The 2,191-nt window shown below is 61.0% G+C and carries 2 protein-coding genes and 1 pseudogene; 2 read left to right on the top strand and 1 reads right to left on the bottom strand.

Annotated elements, in window-relative coordinates; all coding sequences use genetic code 11:
• Together QJT78_RS50480 and QJT78_RS50470 are read left to right on the top strand one after the other, a co-directional pair.
• The coding region (locus QJT78_RS50480; RefSeq protein WP_281460841.1) for a Ulp1 family isopeptidase at nucleotides 1–701 on the top strand (701 nt) is incomplete at its 5' end.
• A 365-nt stretch (nucleotides 702–1,066) separates the two neighbouring features.
• Nucleotides 1,067–1,388, top strand: a pseudogene (locus tag QJT78_RS50470) (DDE-type integrase/transposase/recombinase); the annotation flags it as partial.
• 50 nt (nucleotides 1,389–1,438) lie between these two features.
• Here QJT78_RS50470 and QJT78_RS50465 read toward each other — a convergent pair.
• Nucleotides 1,439–1,696 carry a WGR domain-containing protein gene (locus QJT78_RS50465; RefSeq protein WP_011084508.1) on the bottom strand — a complete coding sequence of 86 codons (258 nt, stop codon included), beginning with the start codon at nucleotides 1,694–1,696 and terminating at the stop codon, nucleotides 1,439–1,441.
• Nucleotides 1,697–2,191 lie beyond the last annotated feature (495 nt).

Below are 2,191 nucleotides of genomic sequence, written 5' to 3'. Positions count from 1 at the left end.
ACGGTCTTCCATTGGTTGATCTGACCGCGCCCGCACCGTCCCCATTGCGCGACGATATCGTGCGGCGGTTTCCGATCACCTCCTCCGATGCTCAGATCGGGGCGTTGAATCCGATAGCCTTGTCCCACAACCGCGGGCTGGTGCTCGAGGACACGGAATGGCTGGGCGACGAGCATATCCTCAGGGATTACCAGCTTCAGGAGCTGGATTTGCAGAGGAGCGATTCGGATCTCGCCGCCCGGACGCGGTTCGTAGATCCCCTCGAAGCGCTGCGGCTGCGCCTGGGCGCGGAGAGCGACGTGCTACGCGTATTCCATCGCATCGTCCATGATCGGCGTGATAACGATACAGCCGACTTCCTGTTGCTGCCAGTGAACGATGCCAGTGCTACGGACCGCGGCAGGCATTGGTCGCTGCTGTTCGTTGATCGCAGCAACCGGCAATGGCCTGTCGCCTATCACTACGATTCCTACGGGAGATACAACGAGACGCATGCAAGACAACTCGCAGAAAGGCTGAACATCGCCCTGCAGCCCGCCGGCATGGCCCAGCAGCAGAACACTTATGATTGCGGCGTCTTTGTCGTGGACGGCACGCGGGAGCTGGTTAGGCAATTGGCGCAAGGACGGGAGCCAGACCAGCTGAACCTCAGCAACGTCGTTGCCAATCGGCAGGCACTGCAAGCGCGACTCAGGGGTTGATGTCGCCGTGGGCGGACCTCGCGGCGCTTCGCTTTGAGCTTGAATGACGGCTGGAAGAAGTTCACCAGCAGGCGCGCCGCGGCGTAGAGACGTGCCATCACGCGGGCCGTCTCGCCCCCGTCGAAGCGCCCGTATCCGACGAGCCGCCGGACCACCGGCAGCGCGATGCGGTTGTCGGCAAGGGCGAGCGCGCGACACTGCGCTTCGGAAAGACCGGTCAGCTCGATGACCGGCGCCTCGAGGAGACCGAGCTTTCGCGCGGCCAGGTATCGGCCTTCGCCCGCGATGATCGTGCCATCGCTGTCGACGAGCAGCGGGTACCGTCAAGTTAACGAATTGGAGCGGCCGAGGGGTAGACGACCGGCATGCCGACCGCCCGGGACCCTCTTTATCGCCGCCATCGCTTCCCACCGGAAGTGATCAGCTATGCCGTTTGGTTGTATTTCCGGTTTCCCAGCGGCTCATGAAGAAGCTCTTGAAATCCGCCGGCACGCCGCCGCGCGTGATGATCACGGACAAGCGTTCGCACGGCGCTGCGAGGGCGAAGATGGGCTTTCTCGTCGAACATCGCCAGCACAGAGCTCTCAACAATCGGGCTGAGAATTCTCATCAGCCGACGCGGCAACGCGGCGGATCATGAAGCGTTTCAAATCGTCCCGTCAGGCTCAACGGTTTCTGTCACTTCACGTTCCAGGCATCGTAAGTGGATCCGTAATCCCCGGGAAATTGACGAAACCTCAGACTCTCTCCTCAGCAGAGGTGTATCCGCGCCTGCGCTTGGCGCGCTCCAGCCGTCCGAATGCTTCGCCCGCTTCAGCGCTGGCATCGAAAGTCTGCACCATCGTCTGGCCGGTCGTGCCGATCCGGCCCCAGTCGCGGATCAGCGAGACCCCGCCGAACAAGGTCGGTTGGATCGAAAGCAAGTAAAACCGCCGCATGTTGCGGGTGGTGTCGATGCGGCGAAGGTGAAGCGGCCCTAGCTTAAGGTTCGGCATGCATGGATTCTCGCTTCCTGTGGAAGCGAGGTCCAATGCTTTCTATGAATCGATCAGGGCCAAACGATTCATTCTCTCGCTACATCAATTGCACCAGGCGGGTGTCTTCGGACTGTGGCGATGATGTGGAGGCTCCACGGCCCGATTTGAACCCCACCGTCTCGCGGCAAAACCGAGACCGCAGTCTGAACTGATCGAGAAGCTCACTGAATCGCGCCGGAGCTCGGTCCAAGCATTGTCGATCCAGCAGCCTCAGCAAGGTTTGAAAGCTGACTAGGTGACATCGGTGCAGCCGTTGAGGCGATCGACGGAGCAATTGCGGACGAACGGGAAATCGAAGTCCGGACACGGGTGAATTATGGAATGACACCCGGGCACTTCTTTGCCGGTGCTGCTGCAGAAAATCAAGCGCGCGATGTGGTCGGACATCGCCGACCTGCGTCTGGCAGCCCGACCAACCTTATGGGGTGTTGAAGAAGCGCGCGGCCTCTTAAA

It is taken from the genome of Bradyrhizobium sp. Mp27, from assembly GCF_029953005.1.
Classification (GTDB): domain Bacteria; phylum Pseudomonadota; class Alphaproteobacteria; order Rhizobiales; family Xanthobacteraceae; genus Bradyrhizobium; species Bradyrhizobium barranii.
The sequence above is the reverse complement of the archived record's forward strand: the minus strand, read 5'-3'. Positions and strand labels throughout refer to the sequence as shown.

Excerpts from the sequence above, each read along its gene's own strand:
- QJT78_RS50465 (WP_011084508.1), bottom strand. The coding sequence starts at position 1,696 with ATGCCGAACCTTAAGCTAGGGCCGCTTCACCTTCGCCGCATCGACACC.